This is a genomic window from Stappia sp. (genome assembly GCF_040110915.1).
Lineage (GTDB): Bacteria > Pseudomonadota > Alphaproteobacteria > Rhizobiales > Stappiaceae > Stappia.
The window spans coordinates 608853-627399 of sequence record NZ_CP157793.1 but is presented as its reverse complement, the minus strand read 5'-3'; the positions used below and the strand labels follow the sequence as shown (position 1 = coordinate 627399).

Genomic DNA, 18547 nt, shown 5'->3' with positions numbered 1-18547 from the left:
GACATCAGCCCGCGGCCGACACCCTGCGCGGTCAGTCGCGCTCCGACAGGAAGATCCGGTTGCGCGACCGGAAGGTCGCCGTGTCGTCACCCTTGCGGGCGTCGAGCTCCAGGATCCAGCGGCCGGCCGCGAGATTGGACAGCGTGCCCTCGTAGCGGCCGAGTTCGCCCTCCTGCAGCACCAGGACGCGCGCGGCTTCCGGGCTCGCCGGGCGGATGAGACGGGCGGTCACCAGCAGCCCGACCAGCGGATTGCCGGCCTTGTCCTTCGCCACGACCTCGACCGCCGCCTGACCGTCGGCGCTGCGCTCCACGGCGCCGGCGACCGACCAGTCGCGGGCGGCCTGCGCACGCGCGGCCGCGATCTCGTCGTTGTAGGCAAGCCCGTCCTCGTAGGAGGTCTCGCTCACCACACCCGGAAAGGAATTGAGCGCGAGGTGCAGAAACACCCCGTTGACCGCGAAGATGACCGAGAAGAACCCGATCAGCCAGATGAGCACGGTGCGCCCGGTGATGCGCCGCTCGGAGCGTCCGTCAGCCATGTGTTCCGTCGTCGATGTCATGTGTCCGTCCTGTCGACTTGCCCCCTTGCGACCCCGGCCGCAAGCCCTCCGTTGCAATATCGTGTTGAGGAATACCGTGCGTTTTGCCGCACCGCTTTGATCCCGATCATGAACGCGCCGACGGCCGGAGCGAAAGACGCCCCGGCCGCCGTTGAAAATGCCCGATCATTTGCGCGTCGAACCGCGATCAGGGCGCCTTGAAGAAGTCGGAGCCCGTGGCGATGTCGCCCATCACCGTTTCCGTGATGCGGAAGGTGATCGGGGTCGACTTCGGCATCTCGGCGTCGGCCGGCGAGAACACCAGCACGCGGATCTCGCGCGTCGTGTCCGGACCGACCGCGACGACCGGCTTGCCGTTGACCTCTTCCTCGATGCCGATCGCCTCGATGCGGGTGCCCTCGGGCATGCCCTCGACGGAGAGGATGAAGTCGCGTGCCAGCGGACGCTTGTTGAGCAGGCGTATCGTGTAGCCGTTGCGCACCGCGCCGTCGGACAGTTCGACATAGATCGGATTGCGGTCGTGCAGCACGTTCACGCCCTCGAAGTCGCGCGTGTAGAGGGCATAGGCCATGACGAGACCGACGATCACGATCAGCGCGGCGTAGATCACCGTGCGCGGACGCACGATGCGCACGAAGGTTTCCTTGCCCTCCATCCGGCGCAGGATGTTGTCGTCCGTGTCGTAGGCGATCAGCCCGCGCGGCTTGCCGACCTTGTCCATCACCGCGTCGCAGGCGTCGATGCACAGCCCGCACTGGATGCAGCCGAGTTGCGTGCCGTTGCGGATGTCGACGCCCGTCGGGCAGGCATGGAAGCACTGGTGGCAATCCACGCAGTCGCCCGCCGGCAGGCCTTCCGCCTCGCGCTTCAGGTTCTGCTTCAGCGAGCCGCGCGGCTCGCCGCGATCGTAGCGGTAGGTGACATTGAGCGCCTCCTCATCCGTCAGCGCCGCCTGGATGCGCGGCCACGGACACAGGAAGATGCAGACCTGCTCGCGCATGTGACCGGCCAGCGCATAGGTCGTGAAGGTCAGGATGCCGATCCACAGGTAGGCCGCGAAGGCCGCCTGGCCGGTGGCGAGATCCATCACCAGCGTCGGGGCGTCGGCGAAATAGAGCACCCAGGCGCCGCCGGTCCACCAGGCGATCATCAGCCACAGGGTGTGCTTGGAGATCTTCTGGGTGATCTTCTTCAGCGTCCAGGGCTCATGCTCGAGCCGCATGCGCTCGCGCCGGTCGCCCTCGGTGTGGCGCTCGACCCAGAGGAACAGATCGGTCCACACGGTCTGCGGACACAGGTACCCGCACCACACGCGGCCCGCGACCGCGTTCATCAGGAACAGCACCATCGCCGCGATGATCAGGAGCCCGGTGAGGTAATAGACCTCCTGCGGCCAGATCTCGATGAAGAAGAAATAGGCCCGCCGGCCCTCCAGGTCGACGAGCACGGCCTGGCTCGGCGCGTCGGGACCGCGGTCCCAGCGCACGAAGGGCAGGAAGTAGTAGATGCCGAGCGTGACGAAGAGCACGGCCCACTTGATCTTGCGGAACGTGCCATGCACGGCCATCGGGTAGATCTTCTTGGCCGAGGCAAACCAATCGTCCGGTTGGGCGCCGCCGCCCGAGGGGTCCGTTTCTGCACGCATCGATCCGTCCATTTTCTGATCTCTCATCGCCCCGTCGGGCGGGGTCGTCGTCCACGGAGCAGTCGCCGGGTCCTTCGGCGGACGCTCCATCGCTCCTGGCGGCGGACGTTAGCGACCATCCCTTGCCGCCGCCTTGCGACACGTCATCTCCGCGACAATCCGTCACTGCGGCCGATCCTTGCCGGCCATCGAGGTTGCGGACCATGGACCCTCGACGGCTCGGGGCATGCCCCCGCATTCCGTCGATTGGTGCATTCTAGGGTCACCAATGGCGCGGCGTCCTTGATCCCGGTCAACCGGCGGCCCGCGACAGCCCGCCGCACCCCCTCCCCGCAAAAGACAAGCGCCGCGCCTTCGCAAGGAAGACGCGGCGCCTGTATCGATTGTCGAAGCCGCCTGTCGGCGCCGGCTTTCAGGCCGGGCCGGTGTCAGTCGGCGAAGGACTGCGCGAAGGCATCGTAGATAATGTCGGGCCCATGGGCGTGGGTGCCCTGCTCCTCCAGATGCGCGGAGGCATGCCGCAGGAAGTTGCCGAAGGCGTCCTCGCCGCGCGAATCGGGCCGGATGCGCAGGAAGCCCTGCTTCTCCTCCGTCTCCTTCAAGGTGAAGATCGTCTCGCCGCCCTTGACGGTCTCGGTCACCTTAAGACCGTCGAGCGTCTCGGGGTCGATGGCGGTCGGATCGTTCGACAGGATCACGAAGTCGGCCACCTTGCCGAGTTCGATGGAGCCCTTCGAAGCCTCCTCGAAATGCTGATAGGCCGGCCAGATGGTCATTGCCTTCAGCGCCGTCATGACGTCGACGCGCTGGTGCGGGCCGAGGATGTCGCCGGTGCGGGTGCGCCGGGTGACGGTGGCATCCAGGATGCGCATGGAATCGGGGAAGGCCACCGGCGCATCGTGATGGGTGGAGAACATCATGCCGCGCTCATGCACCCAGCCGGTCGGGGAGATGTTGTCGGCGTTGACCGGCCCGACCGTGCGGTCGCGGTGCCAGTCGCCCCAGTAGAAGGTGTGCATGGGAAAGAGCGAGGGGAACATGTCCAGCGCCTGCACCGCGTCGACCTGATCCTCGCGCAGGAACTGCCCGTGGATCAGCACCGGACGGCGGTCGGCCTTGCCGTGCTTGTCCGTCGCCGTCTTCACGGCGGCGATCAGCATGTCGGACGCGCCCTCGCCGTTGGAGTGCGTCAGGATCTGCACGTCGTTCTCGAACGCCCAGTCGATCGCGTCGAACACCTGGTCGGAGGACGCCGCCGCATAGCCCGCGTAATCGGCGCGGAACTGCTCGGGCGGATCGTAGTAGGGCCGGTCGCGCAGCGCCGTGAAGCCTTGCGGCGAGCCGTCGATGGTGAGCTTCGCGCCGCCGACCCGGAAGCCGTCTTCATAGGCGCGGGACTGGCTCTTCAGGATGAAGTCGCGGTCGACCAGAATGTCGGGATAGGCGACCACGTCGATGGAAATGCGCCCGGCCTTGGAGGCCGCCTGCATCAGCTTCACGACATTGGGGGTCGCGCGCCCCTCCTGGCCGGTGGTGTAGCCGTAGCTCGCCAAGAGTTCCGTGCCGGCCACGAAAAGCTCCTGGCCGCCCTCCTTGTCGATGCCACCGAGCAGCTTGACCAGCGAGCCGAAGAACGCCTGCTCCTCCAGCACGCCGTTGGGCGTGTCGGAGCCGTCCTCGCGGCGGATCTTGCCGCCCTCGGGATCCGGCGTGTCGGCCGCGATGCCGGCCATCTCCAGCGCCTTGGAGTTCAGCACGCCGAGGTGGCCCGACTGATGGATGATCAGCACCGGCTTGTCGGTGGAGACCGCGTCGAGATCCTCGCGGGTGGGGTGGCGCTGTTCCTCAAGCTGGGCGTCGTCGTAACCGAAGCCGAGGATCGTGCCGAGCCGGTCGATCCGCTCGGGATACATGCCGGCCCAGGAGGTCAGGCTGTCGCGCAGCGCGGGGATGTCGTTCACCTGCCCGTCGGGCGCCGGCTGCAGGTTGGCCGAGACGGCCTGGATGCCGATCATGAAGGCATGGCCATGCGCGTCGACGAAACCGGGCAGCATGGCCCGCCCGCCGAGATCGACGATGGTCGTCCCCTCGCCCTTGAGCTTCAGGACCTCGGCCTCGCTGCCGATGGCGACGATCTTGCCGTCGCGCACCGCGACGGCCTCGGCGCGCGGCGCGGCGTCGTTCATCGTCAGGATGGGACCGCCCGACCAGATCCGGTCGGCCGGGGCGTCCTCGGCCAGGGCGGCGCCGATGCTGACGGCGAGAAGTGCGACACAGGACAAAAGCGATCGTTTCAAGACGGTCTCCCAGGACTGATGGCAGGCGCCGGACCGTGGTTCGATCACGCTCCGGTCGACGTCCCGTCACCAAACCCCGTCGAGGTTTCGAAAGTGTGTAACCACAGGTTACATCCCCGATTTTCCCGATCGCAAACGGAGAGCCCGCCCCCCGCGAGACGCCGAAACCCGAAATGCAAAAAGGCGCCCCGGAGGGCGCCTTTCGCAGTGCGGTCGGTCCGTTGGCCCGGGCTTATTCGCCGCCGCCGAAGGAGTGGACGTAGACGGCGAGCGACTTCACCGTGGCCGGCTCGAGGCGCGGCGCCCAGGCCGGCATCACGCCGTTGCGGGCGTTGTGGACCTGCGCCTTGATGGCCTCGATCGACTTGCCGTAGAGGTAGTTGTTGGCGGTCAGATCCGGCGCGCCGACTTCCCGCATGCCCTTGAGATCGTCGCCGTGGCAGGCGGCGCAGTTGATCTCATAGACCTCCTGGCCGGCGGCGAGATCGACACCGGCTTCCGGCTCGAGACCGGCCTGCTGGCCGACATAGTTCGCGACCTGGGTGATCTCCTCGTCGCTGAGCAGACCGTCGGCGCCGAAGGACGGCATGTCGCCGAAGCGCGCTTCGTCGTGGCCGGAGCGGATGCCGTACTTCAGGGTCGTGTGGATGTCGTCGAGCGTGCCGCCCCAGATCCACTTGTCGTCCTGCAGGTTCGGGTAGCCCTCGAAACCGAGCGCGCCCGACCCGTGACAGGCCGCGCAATTGTCGCCGAAGGCGGCGCGGCCGTTCGCCATGGCGAACTCCAGCAGCTCCGGCGTCGACTTGATCTCGTCGAGCGACGCGTCGATCAGCGCCCCGCCGATCTCCGCGCGTTCGGCCATGCCCTCTTCGTAGGCGGCCAGCGCGTTCGCACGCTGGCTGTCGCCGATCACGCCCTGCGTGTAGCCGGAAATCAGCGGCCAGGACGGATAGACGACCCAGTAGCCGATGGCCCACACGATGGTGGCGTAGAAGATGTAGAGCCACCACTTGGGAAGCGGGTTGTTGAGTTCCTTCAGGCCGTCCCACTCGTGCCCGGTCGTCTCGACGCCGGAGATGTGGTCGACTTCCTTTTTATGTGCATCAGCCATGTATCAGTCCTCCCGCAAGGGGATCTGCGCGGCGTCGTCGAAACGGCGGCGGTTCTTGGGCCACAGCGCGTAGGCAACGACGACGGCGAAGAGGATCACGAAGTAGAGAAGGCCCCAGATCTGGGCGAAGCTCGCTACGGACTCGTAGGCTTCGTTCATATCATGCTCCCTTGCTCAACGCAGGTTGGCCTTGTTGTCGTAGATCGAGAAGTCGACCAGCGTGCCCAGCATCTGGAGATAGGCGATCAGCGCGTCCATCTCGGTCACCTTTTGGGGATTGCCGTCGAAGTCCCGCACGATCGCATCCGGGTAGCGCTCCAGGAAGCCGTCGACCGCATCGGTGTCGGGGCTGGCCTGGGCGATCAGATCGGCACGGGCGTATTCCACCTGATCGAGCGTGTAGGGCACGCCGACGACCGTATTGGTCTTCAGGTGATCCTCCTTGCCGCGCGTCTCCACTTCCGCGTCCAGCAGGAAGGGATAGCCGGGCATGATGGATTCCGGCACGACCGACCGCGGGTTCACCAGGTGATCGCGATGCCACTCGTCGGAGTACTTGCCGCCGACACGGGCGAGATCCGGGCCGGTGCGCTTCGAGCCCCACTGGAACGGATGGTCGTACATCGACTCCGCCGCCAGCGAGAAGTGACCGTAGCGCTCCAGCTCGTCGCGCATCGGGCGGATCATCTGCGAGTGGCAGGTGTAGCAGCCCTCGCGGATGTAGACGTTGCGCCCGGCCAGTTCGAGCGGGGTGTAGGGCCGCATGCCCTCCACCTTCTCGATGGTGCTCTTCAGGTAGAAGAGCGGCGCGATCTCGACAAGGCCGCCGATGGAGACGACGACGAGGATGCCGATCGTCAGCACCAGGGAGTGCTTCTCGAAGATTTCGTGTTTTTTCCAAGCAGACATGTGACGTTCCCCTCCTTATTCCGCAGGGGCCATGGCGCCGGCGCCGACGGGCTTGGCTTCTTCGGCCTCGCCGTGACGGACGGTCATGTACAGGTTGTAGGCCATGATCAGGGCGCCGACGACGAACAGGCCGCCACCGATCGCACGGATCACATAGAAGGGGTGCATCGCCTCGACGGTCTCGATGAAGGAGTACTCCAGGAAACCGAGCTGGTCGTAGGCGCGCCACATCAGGCCCTGCATGATGCCGGACACCCACATCGCGGTGATGTAGAGCACGATGCCGATCGTGGAGATCCAGAAGTGCCAGTTCACCAGCTTCAGCGAGTAGAGCGCCTTCTTGTTCCACAGCCAGGGGATCAGGCAGTACAGCGCGCCGAAGGAGATGTAGCCGACCCAGCCGAGCGCACCAGAATGCACGTGACCGATGGTCCAGTCCGTGTAGTGCGACAGCGAGTTGACCGACCGCAGGCTCATCAGCGGACCTTCGAAGGTCGACATGCCGTAGAAGGCCACCGACACCACCATCATGCGCAGCACCGGGTCCGTGCGCAGCTTGTCCCACGCGCCCGACAGCGTCATCAGGCCGTTGATCATGCCGCCCCAGGAGGGCATCCACAGGATGATCGAGAAGGTCGCGCCCAGCGTCGAGGCCCACTGCGGCAGAGCCGTGTAGTGCAGATGGTGCGGACCGGCCCAGATGTAGATGAAGATCAGGGCCCAGAAGTGCACGATCGACAGACGGTAGGAGTAGACCGGCCGCTCGGCGCGCTTCGGCACGAAGTAGTACATGATGGCCAGGAAGCCGGCGGTCAGGAAGAAGCCCACCGCGTTATGGCCGTACCACCACTGCACCATCGCGTCCTGGACGCCCGACCACACGATGTAGGACTTGGTGCCGTAGATCGAGACGGGGATCGTCAGGTTGTTGGTGATGTGCAGCATGGCGATGGTGACGATGAACGCCAGATAGAACCAGTTCGCCACATAGATGTGCGGCTCGCGGCGCTTCCACAGGGTGCCGAGGAAGAGCAGCAGATAGGCCACCCAGACGATGGTCAGCCACAGGTCGGCGTACCACTCCGGCTCGGCGTATTCCTTCGACTGCGTCGCGCCCAGCAGGTAGCCGGTGCCGGCGATCACGATGAAGGCGTTGTAGCCGAGGATCACGAACCACGGGGTGATCTTGCCGGGCATGCGGGCATGGCTGGTGCGCTGCACCACATACATGGAGGTCGCCAGCAGCACGTTGCCGCCGAAGGCGAAGATCACGGCCGAGGTGTGGAGCGGACGCAACCGGCCGAAACTCGTCCAGGGCAGATCGAAGTTGAGCACCGGGTAGGCGAGCTGAAGCGCGATGACCAGACCGACGGTGAACCCGGCCACGCCCCAGAAAACCGCGGCCCAGGCGCCGAACTTGATCGGCCCCAGATTGTAGTTCGGCTTGCCGTCGATCTCCTGCGGGACGACCGTGCCGTCGCCGAGGAAGTAGTTCTTGACGATAATGAACGCCCCGACCGCCGCGAAGAGCGTGCCGATCGTGGCGTGAAATGCCATCACCTGATCATAGGTCTTGCCGGCAATGATCAGGCAGGCGAAGGCAATCACGATGAGAAAGGCGGCGTAGAAGCCTTCCTCCAGCGTGAGATATTTGGCTTTTGCATGAGCCATGTCCGCGCCCCAGTTCGTTAGTGATCCAACCCCCTATGGGTCCGGGAGACGGTATGACGCACCCCGTCAAAACCGCCTTGATCCAGGTCAACGTGGCTTAGGATAAGTCGCGGGCCATTTCATCCGCCGAAGGACGAAGTGCGACGATTTGCGCGGGAAAAATTGCGGAAAATCATATAATTACGTAGATCCCCCTAAGGGAACCCACGACGTCTTCACCGCCCCTGTCCGCCCGCCTCGGCGGCTCCGCCCCCCGAGCGGCCGGCCGCGCCCGGCGGACCGAGCACGCGCCGGGTGATCGGGGGAATCAGAAACACCATGGCGATGTAGCGTGCAAGCTGATGCGCGGCCACGAAGGCGGGGTCGAGATTGAGCAGGAAGGCCAGCAGCGTCATCGCCTCCAGCCCGCCGGGCGCGAAGGCGAGCAGCACCTGACCGAACGGCAGCCCGAGCCCCCAGGCGACGAGCCCCGACATGGCGAGCGCAATCCCCATACCGACCGCAAACGCCCCGAGCGACACCGTGAAGAGGCGCGCCAGCAACGCCAGCGAGACATCGGCGAAGCGGCTGCCGATCCAGCTGCCCAACCCCACCATCGACAGCGCCACCAGCCAGGGCGGCAGAATCACGACGAAGAGCCCGCTCGCATTGGCCGCGGCACTCAGAAAGAACGGCACGGTCAGCCATCCGGCCGGCACCCCGAGACGCGACGCGCCCCACCCCAGAAGGCTCGCGACGCCCAGGAACGGCACAAGCCCGGCCGGGCCGAGTGCCTGCGGATCGGGTCCGTCCGGCACCGGCAGGCTGCCGTCTCCCGGGATCAGCGAGGGCAGGATCGCCACCAGCACGAACAGGCGCACCGTCTGGGCCAGCGCCACGCGCACCGGCTCGGCGCGGGGGTAGGACTGCATCAGGGCCATGACGAGACCGAGCGTGCCCGGCACGGCGGCGAAATAGGCGGTCTCGCGGTCCCAGCCCGCGACGCGGCGCTGATAGGCATAGGTCGCCAGCAGCACGGCGACCACGGTGGCCAGCAGCATCGCCATGGTCACCGGCCATTCGCCCATGCGCGCCAGCGTCTCGGGGCGCACGCCGGCGCCCATCGTGATGCCGAGCACCACAAAGAAGGCATCGCGCAGCCCCTGCGGCTGGGCCACGCGCACGCGCGCCAGCGCGGCGACCGCCACCGCCAGCATGGCGCCGGACAGCCACGCCGCCGGAAGCCCGGCGAGCATGCACACCGCGCCGCCGAGACCGCCGATGGCGAGCGTGCGCAAGGCGAGCGCGCCATGCAGGGCCGCGCCGGGCCTCTCCCCCACCCTCATCGCACAAGTCCGATCGTGAAATTTACCATTAACAAAGCCTTAAATTGAACGCACACCCGGCCTGTGGTTCGCTCGCGCCGTATTGATGCCACAAACCTACAGCGAGCAGATTATGACAAATTCGGATTTCCTCAACCAAGGGTCGCCCGCCCCGCCGCGGCCCTTCGGCTCGACCTGGAACCACCTCAAGGTCGTGACCCTTCGGCAGATCATGTCCCGCCTGCCCGTCCCGACGCGGTTCCTCGAGCCGCTGATCCAGGTGCTGCGGCTCGATCTCGCGCCGCTGGATGCACCGCAGGTCCTGTGGGACCGCTCGCGCAGCTTCCGGATCGCCATCGACGACCCGTCCGACCACGTCCAGACCTACATGTTTTTTCAGGGCCGGTTCGAAGGGCCCGAAACCCGGCTCGTTCGCGACCATCTCGCGGAGGGCAACGTCTTCGTCGATATCGGCGCGAATGTCGGCTGGTTCACCCTGGCCGCCGCGAGCAAGGTCGGCCGCACCGGCCGGGTGCTCGCCTTCGAGCCGTTTCCCGCCTCCTTTCAGCGTCTCCAGCGCAACGTCGCCCTCAACGGCTTCCAGACCGTCACCGCCTTCGAGATGGGGCTCGGCGACGCGGATGCCGTCGCCCCGGTCTATGCCGGCACGGGCAACAGCGGCCGGACCTCGCTCTTTCCCGATCCCGATCAGGCGACCGCGAGCCAGATCCAGCTGCGGCGCGCGGAGGACGTCCTTGCCGAGACCGGCGTCGAGCGGATCGACTTTTGCAAGATCGACGTGGAAGGCGCGGAACTTCTCGTGCTCGACGGCCTCGGCCGTTATCTGCGGGACGGACGCATCGGCGCGATGCTGATCGAGATCAACCCGATGAAGCTCGAGCAGGCCGGCGGCAGCGCCGCCGCGCTCTACGACCGGCTCGTCGCCTCCGGTTTCCATGTGTATGACGTGCGCCGGCCGGCGGTGCGTCTCGCCTCGGCGCCGGATCGCTTCATGAACGTCCTGTGCCGGCACGAGAGCCTCGACGCGCGCTGAAACGCGACGTCCGGCCCGGGTCGCGGCAATCGCGCTCCGGCTTGAGCAAGATCAAGGCGGGGGGACGCGATCCGCGCTCCAATCGCGGCATGACACAGCTCGACGACCGCTACGCCACCCGCGCCGTTCCGCGCTACACCAGCTACCCGACGGCGCCGCATTTCCACGCCGGCATCGACGGGGCGACCTACGGGCAATGGCTCGACACGCTCGCCCCCGACACAAGGCTGTCGCTCTACCTGCACGTGCCCTATTGCCGCACGATCTGCGCCTATTGCGGCTGCCACACCAAGGGCGCGCGCCGCGACGAACCGGTGATCGCCTATGCGGACGCGCTGCTCCGGGAGATCGACCTGGTGGCCGACCGGCTCGGCGACAGGCGGCCGGTCGTGCATATCCACTGGGGCGGCGGCACGCCGAGCCTGCTGCCGCGCGCGAGCTTCCTTGCACTCGTTGCCAAGATGCGGGCCCGCTTCCGGCTCGAGGACGGTCATGAGCACGCGATTGAACTCGATCCGCGCACCGTCACGCCGCAGCTCGTCACGACGCTGAAGGAAGCCGGCATCACCCGGGCGAGCCTCGGCGTGCAGGACTTCGACCTCGAGGTGCAGACCGCCATCGGGCGGGTGCAGCCGCACGAACAGGTGGAGCGCGCGGTCGCGCTGCTGCGCGGCGTCGGCATCACGGCCATCAACTTCGACCTGATGTACGGCCTGCCGCATCAGACCGTCGAGACCATCGACGAGACCATCCGGCTCACCCGGGCGATGGGCCCGGGCCGCATCGCGCTCTTCGGCTATGCGCATGTGCCCTGGTTCAAGAAGCACCAGCGGCTGATCGACGAGGAGGCGCTGCCCGGCACCGAAGAACGCATCCGCCTCGCCGATCATGCCCGCGAGACGCTGGTCGCCGCCGGTTACGAGGCCATCGGCCTCGATCACTTCGCCCTGCCCGACGACAGCATGGCGATCATGCACCGCGACGGCACGCTGCGCCGCAACTTCCAGGGCTACACCACCGACACGGCCGACGCGCTGATCGGCCTGGGCTGCTCGTCCATCGGCCTGCTGCCACAGGGCTACGTGCAGAACATGCCCGACATCGGCGGCTGGCAGCGCGCGATCGACGCCGGCCTCCTGCCGATCGCCAAGGGCATCGCGCTCGACGACGACGACCGGGCGCGCGCGGAGATCATCGAACGGCTGATGACCGACCACGAGGCCGACATCGACGCCATCGCGGCGAAACACGGCTTCACCCCGGCGCATTTCGCGGAGGCCTTCGAGGCCCTGCAGGAGATGGTGGCCGACGGGCTCGTGGAACAAAAGGGCGCGCATGTCGCGATCACCGACACCGGCCAGCGCTATGCGCGCGTGGCGGCGGCCGCCTTCGATGCCTATCTCGCCCGCGGCACGGCGCGCCATTCGGTCGCCGTGTGATCCGCCAGGTGGTCTGCCCTGCGATCCGCCGAGCGGAGGCCTCGACGGGGGGCGCGACAAGCCATGCGAGCCGCGACTCTCGTGGCTCCGCTTCCCCCGGATCACCGGGCAAAAAACGCCCCGGTGCGACACCGGGGCGAGGACAGGGCAGGAGAAACGCGAAAGCGTCAGACATGGATACGGCCGGTGAGACGCAAAGTGACACGCCCGGCGGCACGCCTTCACTCCCGACCGGATCGCCGCGACGATGCACCCGTCCGGGACGGGCGGTTGCCTCAGTGAATGCCGGTGAGCTGGCAGATGCCGCAGACGCGCGCGATGTGAATGCGATCCTGGCGTTCGACCTTGATGAGGCCGCGGCGCTTCAGCTCGGAAATCACGCGGCTCACCGTCTCGATGGTCAGACCGAGATAGTCGGCGATTTCCTGGCGGGTCATGGTGAGCACGATCTCATGCGTGTCGGGCTCCGCCTCGGCCGGGCCGATGCAGCCCTCGCCGCTGCGATCCGGCACCATGCGCATCAGGAAGGTCGCCACCCGCTCGATCGCCGACTTGCGCCCGAGCAGCACGGCGTGGTCGTGCATCAGCTCCATCTGCGAGATCAGGCAGCGGGTCAGATGCTTCTGCAGCGGGGCCGACTGGTCGATCTCGCGCCGGTCGTAGGTGCTGATGCGCGCCGGGGTCAGGGTCTCGGCGGAGCAATCGTAGCTGTCGCCGGCCGCCGCCCCGAAGATGGTGCCGGGGTTGAGCACCTCGACCACCTGACGCCGTCCGTCCGGCAGCAGCTTGTAGAGCATCACGATGCCCTCATCGAGCTCGAACACGCGCTCGGCGCGGTCGCCCTCGTAGAAGATCACGCTGTGCTGGGAAAATCTCTGAAACTTGGCATTCTGCGACTGCTTGAGGCCAAGCGACCTCGCACCCGCATCGGACAAGCCCTGCTGGCCATCGAGAGTATCCAGCATCTGTTCCACATAGGCCATTTCGCCCTCCTGTCGCGGTCCATGGCGTCGGGAACCCTTGTCACGTTTTGCCGGCCCGTCCGCCGGCATCCCGATAGGTCGATGCGCCCCGTCCGACGCCGACCATCCGTCAACCATGCGAAAAAGCGTAATCCGAGTTTGCGAAAGCCGGAATTCGGTCGTTTTCGTACGACGTTCTACCTAGTCACATTCGCAACAATGGACCCTGCCGCAGGGTCGGGCGGGGCTTTCGCCCCGTCACCCAGACCCGTCACCTAGAGATGCGAGACGAGCGCTTCCTCGTTGAGGGGCTTGCGCAGCAGGATGGCGGGCCGTTCGCCCTCGAGCATCTCCATGATCGAACGATGCGACTGGCCGGTGATGGCGATCACCTTCGGCGGGACCTTGAGCCCGTTCAGCCATCGGATGAGCTGCATGCCGCTGAGGCCCGGCAGTCCCAGATCGACGATCACCGTGTCATGCGCGGTCGGCGGGGAGGCCTCGAAGAACGATTCCGCATCCGGATAGACGCGCGCCTCGTGTCCGATCTGCCCCAGCAGAAGCGCCAGCGAATCGCCGACGCCCGGATCGTCCTCAATGATGTGAACGGTCACGGGGTTCCCTTTCGTCCGCCTGTCCTGTGACAGGCGCAGATACGACAGGCCCACTGGCGACGGACACGAATGCGCGCGCGCAAGGCCTGCGTGACGCGGTGTCCATCCGGCGTGGTCATTCCTGCATCCATTTCCAGCCCGAACTCTGCCGGCCCCTGTTTCAGCCCGTTCGTCGGCCCCTGCCCGACCGTGACCGCGCGGTGCGGACGCACAGCCCGGCGGTGATTGCGGGCAAAGCGCATCCGGACGACGCCGGTCCAGCAAGCGGGTCCAGCAAGCGGGTCCAGCAAGCGGGCCCCGGCACGACGACGGCGCGACACCTGCCCCGCGACATCGCGCGAGGAGCCCACATGCGAGGAACCGCGTGCAAGGCACCGCCACACACGCCTTCGGCCCGCCCGGGATCCTCCCGACGGAACCATACGAGCCCGACGACTTCGTCAGTCAAATATAGGAGGTCGATCGTTCGGAAGAACTACGCAGAAGCACGGAACCCGCAGTTGCACGTAGACGGGGCCCCGGCGGGCCGCCGGCCGCGGGGCCGGCGGGTGCGTCAGTCGTGCGCGCCCCGGGTCAGCACGATGCGCACCAGATCGGCGGCGTTGCGCGCGCCGAGCTTCTCCATGATGCGGGCGCGGTGCACCTCGATGGTGCGCGGGCTGATGCCGAGCGCGCGCCCCGCTTCCTTGTTGGAGGCGCCGGCGGTGATCTCGCGCAGCACCTCGCGTTCGCGCGGTGTCAGCGTGTCGGCGCCTGGGAAGTCGTCGGCCATGGGGGCCGGCTCGTCGGCCGCCTTTTTCGCCGCGTCGATGGCATCGCGCACCCGGGTGACCACGGTGTCGGCGTCGAACGGCTTTTCGATGAAGTCATGCGCGCCCTGCTTGATCGCCTCGACCGCCATGGGAATGTCACCCTGCCCCGAGATCACGAAGACCGGAGCCTGGAAGCCGTCCTTGTGCAGCCGGCGCAGGATCTCGATGCCCGACTGTCCGGGCATGTGAACATCGAGAATCACGCAGTCCGGTGCCGTCGTGCCGACGGCCCCGAGAAACGCGTCGCCCGTCTCGAAGGTGTCGACGCCGAAGCCTTCCATGTCGAAGACGACCGACAGGGCGTCGCGGATCGCGGGATCGTCATCGACAATATGGATCACCTGCGCGTTCGCGCTCATGGCTTCGGTCCTTTCGTCAGGGTCGTCTCGTCCGGATCCGCGTCCGGCGCCGGCCGGTCCGCGGGCATGTCGCAGGGCGGATCCACGGGCAGGCGCAGGACGAAGGTCGCTCCGTCGCCCGCGCCCATCGGCTCCACCGACAGGTCGCCGCCGTGATTCTGGGCGATCGACCGGGAGATCGTAAGCCCGAGACCGAGGCCGCGACGCTTGGATCCCGAAAACGCCTTGAACAGCGACGGCACCACCTCGGCCGGCACCCCGCCGCCCGAATCGGACACGCGGATCTCCACGTCGGCGCCGGCAAGCCGCGCGGCGATGCGCACCCGCTTGCGCTCGACCTTGCGCACCGCCTCGACCGCGTTGCGCGCCAGATTGACCAGCACCTGCTGGATCTGCACCGGGTCGGCGTTGATCTCCGGCAGGGCCGGATCGAGCTCGGCGGCGATGTCGACCCCGTCGCAGGCATCGCCGAGCCGGACCAGATCGAGGCACTCCTCGATCAGCGCCGCAACCGACACGCAGCGGCGTTCCGGCTCGCGCTTTTCCACGAACTGGCGCATGCGCTGGATGATCTGGCTGGCGCGCTCGGCTTCCTTGACGCCCTTGTCGACGATCTCGACAAGCTTGTCGTCCGGCGCGTCTCCCGCCGCGACCTTGCGCCTGGCGGCCTGCAGATACAGCATGATCGCGGTCAGCGGCTGATTGAGCTCATGGGCGATGGCCGCGCCCATCTCGTCCAGCGCGCTGATGCGGGTGATGCTGACGAGCTGCGCCTGCGCCTCCGCCAGCCGGCGTTCGACCGCCTTGCGCGAGCGGATGTCACGCATGATCCCGATGAACTGGCGCCCCTCGGGCGTCGCCGCCTCGCCCACGGACAGCTCGATGGGAAACTCGGTCCCGTCGCGATGACGACCGCGCACCTCGCGCCCGATGCCGATGATGCGCTTCTCGCCGGTCTCCAGATAATGCGACAGGTAGCCGTCATGCGCGTCCGCGTAATCGCGCGGCATCAGCATCTTCACATTGCGGCCACGCACCTCGTCGGCGCTGTACCCGAAGAGCTTTTCGCAAGCCTTGTTGAAGAGAATGATGCGTCCGTGATCGTCCATCACCACGATGCCATCCACCGCGGTCCCCAGGACGCTGACCAGCCGCGCTTCCGAAACGCTCGGCGGGACCGCCATGCTGCGGGTATGGTCGTCGCGCATCCCTTGCTCGGCCTGCCCCCGTGTCCTGCCTCGTCCCGCGCCCGGCGGGCAATCATCACAAACCCTTACGCAGAAATCCGTAACGCATCCTAGACAAGCCCGTCAACGCGTATCCAGCGCGACAGACGTTCGGCGGCCCGCGTCAAATCCGCCTCGCCGCGGGCGAAACACAGCCGCAGGAAGCCCGCGCCGGCCGCGCCGAATGCAGACCCCGGCGCCAGACCGACACCGGCTTCGGAGACCAGCCGCTTGGCGAGCGCTCGGCAATCGGGATGGCCGTCGACGCGGAAAAACGCATAGAAAGCCCCGCTCGGCGCTGCGTAACGGAAGCGCGCGTCGCTATCCAGCGCGGCGCGCACGATGGCGAGCCCGCGCGCCGCCCGCGCCTGCTGCTCGGCGAGAAACGGCTCGCCGTCGCGCAGCGCGGCGAGCGCCGCGTGCTGGAGGAATTCCGCAACACCCGAGGTCGAATACTGGATCAGATTTTCCACAGCCTGCGCCAGTTCGGGCGGGGCGGACAGCCAGCCGACGCGCCAGCCCGTCATCGCCCAGTTCTTGGAGAAGGTGTTGACGTAGAGCACCCGGTCGTCGGGCTCGGCGACGTCGACGAAGGAGGGCGCGCGCGCCGTGCCGTCATAGACGAACCGGCTGTAGACCTCGTCGGCGATGATCCACATGCCCCGCGCCCGCGCCGCCTCGAGCAGGGCTGCCAGCGTGTCGCGGTCGGCGACAAAACCGGTCGGGTTCGACGGCGAGTTGAGATAGATGGCGCGGGTGCGCGGGGTCACGGCGGCGAGCAGGCGCTCGGGGTCGAGCCGCCAGCCGTCCTCGGCGAAGTCGAGCGGCACGGCGACGGCCCGCGCCCCGCCGATTTCGGCGGCCGCGGCGAAATTCGGCCAGGCCGGCGCGGGGTAGACGATCTCGTCGCCGGCGCCCGCGACCAGATCGATCGCGATCTGGATCGCCTGCATGCCGGAGCCGGTGACGAAGTGGCGCTCCGCCCCCCAGTCCTTGCCGAACTGGGCATGGGTGTAGGCGGCCAGCGCCTCGCGCAGGGGCGGGATGCCGCGCTGATAGGTGTAGAAGGTCTCGCCGCGCGCCAGCGAGGCCTCGGCCGCCCGCTTGATGAAATCCGGGGTGGGCAGATCGCCCTCGCCCACCCACAGCGGCACGAGATCGGGATGGTCGCGGCCGAAGGTCACCACCTCGACGATGCCGCTTTCCGGCGCCGCGCGCGCCTCGGCCCGAAGGCTGTCCAGAAGCTCGGTCATGCGGATTATGTCCTGCCAGAGATAACGGAAGCGCGCGGCGCGACGGCTCAGCGCGTTTTCAGAAGATCGCGGATTTCCTCCAGAAGCTCCTGGTCGCGCGTCGGTGCCGGAGGCGCTGCCGGGGCGGCCTCTTCCCTGGTGCGCAGCCGGTTGACGCCCTTCACCACCATGAACAGCGCGACGGCGACGATCAGGAACTTCAGCACCGCATTGGCGAAAAGCCCGACGTTCCAGGTGACCGCACCGGCTTCCTGCGCCGCGGCGACGGTCGGATACGGGCCGGCCGGATCGCCGGCCTTGAGCACCAGGAAGAGATCGGAGAAGTCGACCCCACCCAGCAGCAGACCGAGCGGCGGCATGATGAGATCGTCGACCAGCGAGGAGACGATGGCGGTGAAGGCGGCGCCGATGACGATGCCGACGGCCATGTCGACCATATTGCCCTTGACGGCAAATTTCTTGAATTCCTGAAGCATGCCTGAAGACCCTGAAGGAGGCGCGGCGATGCGCGCGAAGATGGGGAGATGTGCACGCCGCTCCCTTAGCATGGCTTTTCGGGCGCCGGAATCGCGGATCGCGGGCTTTGCATCGGGAAACCGGCGCACGGCGGCAGGAGACGCGGCTCACGCCCGCCGACCGGCCTCGATCAGGGCGCCCATGTCGAGATGCCGGGCGAAGTCCTCATGCACCTCGGCGAGCAGCAGCCGCAGCGTGTTGCGGATGGTCTCGCGGTCGTCGTCGGTAAACGCCCGGTCGAGCGGCAGCATCAGCGCGAAACACGCCGCCTCGCAGGGCGTGACCGCCTCGCTCAGCCCGGCGGGCGGGCGGGCGAAGGCGTCCTCCAGCAGACCGGCGGCCCGTCCGGTGGCCTGTCCGACGGCCTGTCCGCCGTGCGTTCCCGCCGCCTCGTCGTGCGCACCGGGCGCAAGGTCGCGGGCCGCGCGGGCGGCGGCCGACGCCACCACCCTGTCCCAGGCGTCCTGATGGGCGACGGGGCCCGCGCCGGCGATCTCCGCCGGGGCGAGGCGGGCGACGCGCACCACCCACACCAGCGCCAGCGGCGCGGCGCTGCGGCAGGCACAGCCGAGCGCCTCCTGGAAGGCGGCCTCGGCGAAGAGCCGGGGCCAGGAGGGGCCGACGCGCATGCGGGTGTATTCGGTGATCGCGCGTTCGGCGAGGATGCGGGAGCGGGTCGCCAGGACACCGGCCAGCGCGGGCGCGTCGGCGACGGTGCGGCCCGGTCGACCGCGCAGCAGCTTTCCCAATCCGAACAGCACTTTTCCCCGAACCTCGTGCCGCGTGCCGGCCTCGCACAGGCCCCGACCTGTC

The 18547-nt window shown here is 67.4% G+C and carries 17 protein-coding genes; 2 read left to right on the top strand and 15 right to left on the bottom strand.

The genetic code is table 11. The annotated features are described in order from the left end of the window. Nucleotides 1–31: 31 nt before the first annotated feature. The 8 genes from ABL312_RS02820 to ABL312_RS02785 form a co-directional block, all read right to left on the bottom strand. Nucleotides 32–562 carry a FixH family protein gene (locus tag ABL312_RS02820; RefSeq protein ID WP_349359869.1) on the bottom strand — a complete coding sequence of 177 codons (531 nt, stop codon included), beginning with the start codon at nucleotides 560–562 and terminating at the stop codon, nucleotides 32–34. 187 nt (nucleotides 563–749) lie between these two features. Beyond that, complete coding sequence (gene ccoG / locus ABL312_RS02815; RefSeq protein ID WP_349359868.1) at nucleotides 750–2207, bottom strand: cytochrome c oxidase accessory protein CcoG; 1458 nt, start codon at nucleotides 2205–2207, stop codon at nucleotides 750–752. 428 nt (nucleotides 2208–2635) lie between these two features. Further along, entirely contained in the window at nucleotides 2636–4504 is a 1869-nt protein-coding gene (locus ABL312_RS02810; RefSeq protein ID WP_349359867.1) for an amidohydrolase, read from the bottom strand. 232 nt (nucleotides 4505–4736) lie between these two features. Continuing rightward, nucleotides 4737–5615 carry a cytochrome-c oxidase, cbb3-type subunit III gene (ccoP, locus tag ABL312_RS02805; protein ID WP_349359866.1) on the bottom strand — a complete coding sequence of 293 codons (879 nt, stop codon included), beginning with the start codon at nucleotides 5613–5615 and terminating at the stop codon, nucleotides 4737–4739. A 3-nt stretch (nucleotides 5616–5618) separates the two neighbouring features. Beyond that, nucleotides 5619–5774 (bottom strand): cbb3-type cytochrome c oxidase subunit 3, encoded by a 156-nt coding sequence (locus ABL312_RS02800; protein ID WP_349359865.1) that lies wholly within the window; start codon nucleotides 5772–5774, stop codon nucleotides 5619–5621. A 15-nt stretch (nucleotides 5775–5789) separates the two neighbouring features. After that, nucleotides 5790–6524 carry a cytochrome-c oxidase, cbb3-type subunit II gene (ccoO, locus tag ABL312_RS02795; protein ID WP_349359864.1) on the bottom strand — a complete coding sequence of 245 codons (735 nt, stop codon included), beginning with the start codon at nucleotides 6522–6524 and terminating at the stop codon, nucleotides 5790–5792. A 15-nt stretch (nucleotides 6525–6539) separates the two neighbouring features. Further along, a complete protein-coding gene (gene ccoN, locus ABL312_RS02790) occupies nucleotides 6540–8195 on the bottom strand; it encodes a cytochrome-c oxidase, cbb3-type subunit I (protein ID WP_349359863.1) in 1656 nt (551 codons plus the stop codon). 215 nt (nucleotides 8196–8410) lie between these two features. Next, on the bottom strand, nucleotides 8411–9520 hold the full coding sequence (locus ABL312_RS02785) for an AbrB family transcriptional regulator (RefSeq protein WP_349359862.1): 1110 nt from the start codon (nucleotides 9518–9520) through the stop codon (nucleotides 8411–8413). A 112-nt stretch (nucleotides 9521–9632) separates the two neighbouring features. On the opposite strand from ABL312_RS02785, the gene ABL312_RS02780 reads away from it, so the two are divergent. Together ABL312_RS02780 and hemN are read left to right on the top strand one after the other, a co-directional pair. Then, complete coding sequence (locus tag ABL312_RS02780) at nucleotides 9633–10553, top strand: FkbM family methyltransferase (RefSeq protein WP_349359861.1); 921 nt, start codon at nucleotides 9633–9635, stop codon at nucleotides 10551–10553. A gap of 41 nt (nucleotides 10554–10594) precedes the next feature. Then, nucleotides 10595–11992, top strand: coding sequence for an oxygen-independent coproporphyrinogen III oxidase (hemN, locus tag ABL312_RS02775; RefSeq protein WP_349359860.1), 1398 nt, complete (start codon nucleotides 10595–10597; stop codon nucleotides 11990–11992). Between the two features lie 275 nt (nucleotides 11993–12267). Here the strand turns inward: hemN and ABL312_RS02770 are convergent, their stop codons facing one another. From ABL312_RS02770 to ABL312_RS02740, 7 genes are all read right to left on the bottom strand, one after another. Further along, nucleotides 12268–12975 (bottom strand): helix-turn-helix domain-containing protein, encoded by a 708-nt coding sequence (locus ABL312_RS02770; RefSeq protein ID WP_349359859.1) that lies wholly within the window; start codon nucleotides 12973–12975, stop codon nucleotides 12268–12270. 254 nt (nucleotides 12976–13229) lie between these two features. Next, nucleotides 13230–13568, bottom strand: a complete 339-nt coding sequence (locus ABL312_RS02765; protein WP_349359858.1) for a response regulator — start codon at nucleotides 13566–13568, stop codon at nucleotides 13230–13232. Nucleotides 13569–14121: 553 nt separating this feature from the next. After that, on the bottom strand, nucleotides 14122–14739 hold the full coding sequence (locus ABL312_RS02760) for a response regulator (RefSeq protein WP_349359857.1): 618 nt from the start codon (nucleotides 14737–14739) through the stop codon (nucleotides 14122–14124). Then, nucleotides 14736–15947, bottom strand: coding sequence for a PAS domain S-box protein (locus ABL312_RS02755; protein WP_349359856.1), 1212 nt, complete (start codon nucleotides 15945–15947; stop codon nucleotides 14736–14738). The genes ABL312_RS02760 and ABL312_RS02755 overlap by 4 nt, the downstream gene beginning before the upstream one ends. 89 nt (nucleotides 15948–16036) lie before the next feature. Continuing rightward, nucleotides 16037–17218: a pyridoxal phosphate-dependent aminotransferase gene (locus ABL312_RS02750; RefSeq protein ID WP_349359855.1), complete on the bottom strand. Its 1182-nt coding sequence runs from the start codon at nucleotides 17216–17218 to the stop codon at nucleotides 16037–16039. Nucleotides 17219–17265: 47 nt separating this feature from the next. After that, a complete protein-coding gene (gene mscL, locus ABL312_RS02745) occupies nucleotides 17266–17694 on the bottom strand; it encodes a large-conductance mechanosensitive channel protein MscL (RefSeq protein ID WP_349359854.1) in 429 nt (142 codons plus the stop codon). Nucleotides 17695–17841: 147 nt separating this feature from the next. Beyond that, a complete protein-coding gene (locus ABL312_RS02740; RefSeq protein WP_349359853.1) occupies nucleotides 17842–18495 on the bottom strand; it encodes a hypothetical protein in 654 nt (217 codons plus the stop codon). Nucleotides 18496–18547: the final 52 nt, after the last annotated feature.